At 57.1% G+C, this 6,372-nt stretch carries 7 protein-coding genes; 4 read left to right on the top strand and 3 right to left on the bottom strand.

Features of this window, described 5'->3' with window-relative positions:
- Positions 1 to 132: 132 nt before the first annotated feature.
- Positions 133 to 1,716, top strand: a complete 1,584-nt coding sequence (glgA, locus tag H5U02_13195; GenBank protein MBC7343377.1) for a glycogen synthase GlgA — start codon at positions 133 to 135, stop codon at positions 1,714 to 1,716.
- A gap of 100 nt (positions 1,717 to 1,816) precedes the next feature.
- Here the strand turns inward: glgA and H5U02_13200 are convergent, their stop codons facing one another.
- The 3 genes from H5U02_13200 to H5U02_13210 are packed head-to-tail and all read right to left on the bottom strand — an operon-like array spanning position 1,817 to position 3,492.
- Positions 1,817 to 2,146, bottom strand: a complete 330-nt coding sequence (locus tag H5U02_13200; protein ID MBC7343378.1) for a type II toxin-antitoxin system VapC family toxin — start codon at positions 2,144 to 2,146, stop codon at positions 1,817 to 1,819.
- Entirely contained in the window at positions 2,130 to 2,381 is a 252-nt protein-coding gene (locus tag H5U02_13205; protein ID MBC7343379.1) for an AbrB/MazE/SpoVT family DNA-binding domain-containing protein, read from the bottom strand. The genes H5U02_13200 and H5U02_13205 overlap by 17 nt, the downstream gene beginning before the upstream one ends.
- A gap of 43 nt (positions 2,382 to 2,424) precedes the next feature.
- Positions 2,425 to 3,492 carry a LysR family transcriptional regulator gene (locus H5U02_13210; GenBank protein ID MBC7343380.1) on the bottom strand — a complete coding sequence of 356 codons (1,068 nt, stop codon included), beginning with the start codon at positions 3,490 to 3,492 and terminating at the stop codon, positions 2,425 to 2,427.
- 376 nt (positions 3,493 to 3,868) lie between these two features.
- Here H5U02_13210 and H5U02_13215 point away from each other — a divergent pair, with 376 nt between their 5' ends.
- The 3 genes from H5U02_13215 to H5U02_13225 form a co-directional block, all read left to right on the top strand.
- Entirely contained in the window at positions 3,869 to 4,927 is a 1,059-nt protein-coding gene (locus tag H5U02_13215; GenBank protein ID MBC7343381.1) for a YedE-related selenium metabolism membrane protein, read from the top strand.
- Positions 4,927 to 5,493, top strand: coding sequence for a DUF3343 domain-containing protein (locus H5U02_13220; GenBank protein ID MBC7343382.1), 567 nt, complete (start codon positions 4,927 to 4,929; stop codon positions 5,491 to 5,493). The genes H5U02_13215 and H5U02_13220 overlap by 1 nt, the downstream gene beginning before the upstream one ends.
- On the top strand, positions 5,494 to 6,372 hold an 879-nt coding region (locus tag H5U02_13225), incomplete at its 3' end, for a sugar kinase (protein MBC7343383.1). It abuts the gene before it with no gap.

Genomic DNA, 6,372 nt, shown 5'->3' on the forward strand with positions numbered 1-6,372 from the left:
GCGCTCCGGCCACCAAGCTTAGCGGGCACATCCCTTACCTTGGCCGGAGAGCCGTCAGGCAAGCGGGGGGGGAGGGGAAAAGCCTGAAGAGGCGAATGCACAGAGGCGAGTGCACAGAGAAAGGAAGAGAAGATGAATTATCACACCCAGTCCGATGTCAATCTGGATGGCATCCGCAATACCACCAGCCGTGGCAATGGCAACGGCGCCAACTTGGACCAGGGCCAGAACCGCTTAAAGGTGCTGTTCGTGTCGCCGGAAGTCTCTCCTTTAGCCAAGACCGGCGGTCTAGCTGATGTTTCCGGATCGCTACCCAAGGCTCTGGCCCGCCTGGGAGCCGATGTCCGCATCTGCATGCCCCGCTACAAGCAAATTGAAAAGGCTCAGTACGTCACCGATCTGGCCGTGGACATGGACGGCCATTTCGAAACCGCCGTCATCCGTCAAACCCAGCTGCCGGTACTGCCCCATGCTGGCGCTAACCAACCCAACCATAGGGCCGTACCAGTTTACTTGGTGGACAATTACCGCTTCTTTTACCGGGATGGTCTATACGGGTTCCCCGATGAAGGCGAGCGCTACGACTTCTTTTGTAAGGCCACCTTATCCATGTTGCCCCGCATCAACTTTAAGCCCGACGTCATTCATACCAACGATTGGCAGTCCGCCTTGATCCCCCTATACCTGCGGGTCAAACACCAGGATGAGCCCTTTTACCAGGACATAGCCACCGTATTTACTATCCATAACCTCCAATACCAGGGACATTTCCCTAAAGAAATACTTAGGCTTTTGGGGTTGAGCGACGCTTTCTTCACCCCCGACCAGTTGGAATTTTATGGGCGGGTAAACTTTATGAAGGCCGGCATCATTTGGGCGGATGTGGTCAATACCGTGAGCCCTAAGTATGCCTTAGAGATTCAGACCGCCGACTTCGGCGAGGGATTAGATGGCTTGTTGCGCAAGCGGGGCAAGCACCTTTACGGTATCTTAAACGGGATTGATTTCCATGAATTTGACCCCGCCACCGATCCCCGCATCATCCAAAACTACAGTTGGGAAGATCCCGACAAAAAGGTCGTCAATAAAAACGCCCTGCAAGAGGAGATGGGCCTCCCGGTGAAAAACGTGCCGGTAGTAAGCATAATCTCGCGACTGGCCAATCAAAAGGGATTGGACCTGGTGGCTGGCATCATCAATCGCCTCATACAAGCCGGAGCCCAGTTTGTGCTGCTGGGAACCGGCGAGGACTACTACCAGCGCCTATTTACGCAGCTTCAGCTCCAGCATCGGGAATCAGTAGCGGTACACATCGGCTTTGATGCCAATTTGGCCCAGCGCATCTATGCCGGCGCCGATATTTTCCTTATGCCATCCCGCTTTGAGCCCTGCGGGTTAAGCCAGATGATCAGCATGCGCTATGGCACCATCCCGGTGGTGCGGGCCACCGGAGGCCTGGAGGACACGGTAATCGATGTTAGCCTCAATCCCAAAGCTGGAAATGGCTTTACCTTCCGGGAGTACTCGGCCAACGCCCTGTGGGAGGCTCTGGATCGAGCTTTGCACATGTACCGCCAGCAACCCGACCAGTGGCGCCAGCTGATGGTCCGGGCTATGCAGGCCAACTACTCCTGGGAGAAGTCGGCTGCCCGCTACCTGGACCTTTACCGCCACGCCATCAGTGACCGCCGCCTGACCGCCGAGCGAGTAGGGTGAGTCTCGGGAAGATGCTGGTCCAGGCCGCAGAAAGCGGCTCCGGCGGCTGGACGCGTGCACTCCGTGCCCCAGACTCCTAGAAATGATGGGGTTAATCCATCTATTCGCCTGTGGCGGTGGTTACTAAAGGTATTTGATCTAAGCGAAAACTCCCCCCATTACAAACCTCAACTATTTCGGGATCCCGGGTAACAATTTCGCCTCCGGTTTCATTGGCCAGCGCCAGGGCAAAGGCATCGGCATAAGAGGCAGCATCTTTACCATTACCGCTCTTGATGAGACGGTAAAAGATTTCGCCAACATTAATGGCTGATATATGGATTTCAAGTGCCCCTTTTTCAGCTTCTTCCATCAAATAGTCGATGTAGGTGGAACCGGGCTCCTCTTGCATCCAACATAATACTGCGTAGGCGTCAAATACTTTGATCATCCCGGGCCACCTCTTGCCTATGTTCCTCTAAATGTTCCTCTAAGACTTGCCTTCCTCGGAGCGCACCCTTCCAACGGTGCCAACTAGCTCCGCTTTCTTGATGAACAGGTTCTAGGACTATCTTGCTGCCCGTCAACTCCACTTTCAACTCTGTCCCGCGCTTTAGCGAAAGACGCTCTCTGATATCTCTGGGAAGCACCAACTGTCCTTTGGAGGACAAGCGGACAATTTCCATAATGAAACGCCCCCTTTCTTACTCACATTGTAAGACACTACGATTAAAGAGGCAATGGCAATTTCACCAGCTGGCGGTGTTGGCGGATGAAGGCCAGAAATGCTTCTTCGGGGCGGCTACGCTGGTGGTGGCGGCGGTAGATGAGGTAGAGATCTCGCTCCAAGGAAACGCCCTCCAGCGCAAAAACCAGCAGCCGCCGCCGGTGGGCCCGGTGGCTTACCGCCCACTCCGACACCACCGAAACCCCTAGGCCCGCTTCCACCGCTTGCACCACCGCCTCGGTGCTGCCCATCTCGTGAATCACCTTGAGCTTTTCGGGAGGAATGCCGGCTTGAGCCAGCCTTTCCTCTACCACCGCCCGAGTGGCCGAACCCTTCTCCCTCCAGACCAAGGGCTGAGCCACTAGGTCATCCACCCTGATCCAACCTTCCAGGTGCACCCCGGGCAAGTCGCGGGCCTCCCCTGGGCTGGCCTCGGTGTCTGCCGCCGAGTTTCGCCGAGCCACACCGGCCCGGAAATCCGCCCAGCCAGGACGAGGTGGGCCAGGCAGACTGGCCAGTCCCCGGGGAGCTGTAGATCCCTTCCTCCAAGGGTGATCAGCGGGGGCTATGACCACCAAGCGATCCGGCGCCAGCTTGGTCATCCCTATGGCCGGATGGCGGATGCGCGCTCCCACCGCCCCTAGGTGGATTTGGTCGGCCAAGAGCTTATCAACCACCTGGGCAGTATCGCCGATGCCAAGGCTTATTTGTACTTGCGGATACCGGCGGAGAAAGGCAGCAATGCACTGAGGGAGGATATACTGGCCCGGGATGGTACTGGCTTCAAGCCTTAGATTTCCTTGGACTACCCGAGACTGGGCCAAGATCTCGCTTCGGGCTTCTTCCAAAAGGCGCAAGATCTGCTCCGCATACTGCTTGAGCTTTTCCCCTTCGGCAGTAAGCACAAGCTCCCGCCCGCGCCGCAGCACCAGGTTGACCCCCAGATCCTCCTCCAGAGCCTGCAGCTGCTTGCTTACGGCTGGTTGGGTCAAATGTAGGCGAGCTGCAGCTTGAGATAGGCTGCGGGCTTCGGTTATTTCTAGGAAAGTACGCAAATGGGCCAGATTCATACTCAGGCTCCTCCAGATCAATCCATTTATTTCCCGATTCGCAAGGTACCAATCCCAGCTGAGGTGAGCGTCGCCTTAAAATATAACCAATCGTTATATGTATCCTAGTATATCGATCACCGTTTCCTCCACCATCGGCTTTTTCTCCAAAAACCGCTGCTATTGCTTTTCACCAACACGAACTTGGGCCCCAAGCTTCCTTTTCCTAGCCAGGAATGCCTTATAGACTGGCCATTATTATAACATTGTTTTATATGGATAATAACAGGAATTCATAAAAGCGGTCAGAACCATTAATTTGGTATGGGGCTATGGCCGCGCCCGAACCGCCAGTGGCCCAAGCCAAAGGCTCAGCTAAAAGACAAGGGAGGTTGATATGGTGAGTAAGCTTTCTCCTCGCTACCGCATGATCATTGCCGGACTTATTTTTGGGGCAGTTGCAGCCCTGATGAGCACCCTGGGCAATCCTCCCAATATGGGAGTCTGTATCGCCTGCTTTTATCGCGATATTACTGGAGCCCTGGGGCTACATCGGGCTGCCATAGTCCAGTACCTGCGGCCCGAGATCATGGGCATTGCGTTGGGCGCCTTTATCGCCGCCTTAGCCTTTGGCGAATTCCGCTCCCGAGGTGGGTCGGCGCCTCTGGTTCGGTTCCTCCTGGGCGCCTTTTTTATGATCGGAGCCTTGGTATTCCTAGGCTGTCCGGTGCGAGCGGTGCTGCGCCTGGCCGGAGGTGACTTAAATGCCATCGCCGGCCTAGCCGGGGTAGTGGTGGGCGCCCTAGCCGGGATCTTCTTTTTGCGCCAGGGCTTCAACCTGGGCCGGAGCCACCCCGCCTATGCCGCAGCCGGATGGATCGGGCCCATTATTATGCTAGGGCTTCTGCTCTTAGCCATAGTCAAGCCCAAGTTCATATTTTCCAGTCAGGAAGGTCCGGGGGCGGCCCACGCTCTGCTGGTCATATCCTTGGTGGCCGGCCTAGTTATCGGTTTTCTGGCCCAGAGGACCAGGATGTGCTTCGTGGGCGGCTGGCGTGACTTGTTTTTGGTGAAAGATACATACTTATTCAGCGGCATCGCCGCCTTCTTCGTAGGGGCCTTGATAGTCAACGCCGCCACCGGCGCCATCCATGTGGGCTTTGCCAATCAGCCCATTGCCCATACCAATACCCTGTGGAACTTCCTGGGCATGGTGCTGGCCGGCCTCACCGCCACCCTTCTGGGTGGCTGTCCTTTGCGCCAAACCGTACTGGCATCGGAGGGAGATGCGGACGCGGCTATTACCATCGCCGGCATGATGGCCGGGGCGGCTTTTGCCCACAACTGGCTCTTAGCTTCTAGCGCCAAAGGGGTGGGGGAGTTTGGACCTATTGCCGTAGTCATCGGCCTGGTCGTCGCCGGCGCCATCGGCTTTTCGATGCGGGAGGCAGCCTGATGAAGTGGTCGATCAGAAAAACCAGGGCAAAGAAGGAGAAGCGTCAGGAATTGCCTGGGGGCGGTGTCGATGGCCTCACCGGCCTAGTAATCTTCGGCAGTGTGGCTGAAGCCATCGAAGCCGAAAAAGTGCTTAAGCAGGCAGGCTACTCCTGCAAGTTGGTAGCCCCACCACCGGAGCTGCGTAAAGGCTGCGACTTGGCGGTGGCTATTAATCTAAACGAGCAGCCCAGCATCGCCCGGCTGCTCAAATCCAAGGTGCCATTTGTAGACATCGTTCCTTGGAGCGGAGGAAGGGGACTCGTATCCTTGCCTAAGGTAACCGATTACGGGGAATATACCATGGTCAAAGTAGGCAACATGAAGCTTACCTTCCACCGGAGCACCGGGATCATCGTCAATACCTCCGGCGGCGGCTGCCCGGATATTCCTTATCTCCACCTGCAGCTGGTAGGACGGAGGCTGGACCAGGCTCCGCGCCCCGAGGACATCGGGTTCACCTTGTGCGCCTTGATGCTGGATCGGGCTTGGGAAGAAGCCAAAACCCATTGGAAGGGAGGGCACTAGATGCTCCTTATTGTTGGCACTGTGCCCTTGCCCGACCTTCCATTGATCACAGGCCCGGTAGCCGCTGACGGCCAATCATTAGTGATCGACGGCCATGCCTTGCCCTGCACCCAGGGAACCACCGCCATGGTCAACGCTGCCTTGGTCACCAGTAAGCATCTGGGGTTGGAGGCCCCTCAGGTGCTCTTGGCCGGCGACATCGGTTCCGGCCAGGGAAGCAGGCAGATCTACCGCTATCTCATCGAGAATCTGGGTCGCCTAGCCCCGCAGGTCTTAGCTTTGCATTACTGCTTGCCAGACATCCAATTAATGCGAGAGCTAATCGACACCATTGATCGCTTGTCCGCCCGGCCCACCCTGGTCGCCGACGCCGGCGCCATGTATGCGGCCAAGGCGGCCGGATTGGCTTTTCGTTTTGATGTGTTGACCCCCGATGCTACCGAGATGGCTTTTTTGGCCGATCCTGAGGCGGTCCACCCGGCTTATATCAACCAGCATCTCTTCGACACCGACATCGGCCAAGTTCCCCAATTGATTGACCAGGCCTACCGGCAAAAGGGAGCCGCCCGGGTTCTCCTGGTCAAGGGGGCAATAGATCATATTGCCAAAGACGGGCAGATCCTGGCCAGCATCGGTGAGCCCAACCTGCCAGTGCTGGAATGTATAGGCGGGACCGGCGATACCATAACCGGAATGGTAGCAGCCCTGGTACACGGCGAGTTGGCGCCGGAAGCGGCTGCTCGGCTTGCGGCTCGGGCCAACCGGGCAGCCGGCCAGCGGGCCCGGCCCACCCCGGCCACCAGGATTGATCGGATAATCGAGGAGATACCCGGTGCCCTGGCCCAATGCTTGCCAACAATTGGCTCCGCACAGGGACTA

It is taken from the genome of Clostridia bacterium (assembly GCA_014360065.1).
GTDB lineage: Bacteria > Bacillota > DSM-521 > Neomoorellales > JACIYF01 > JACIYF01.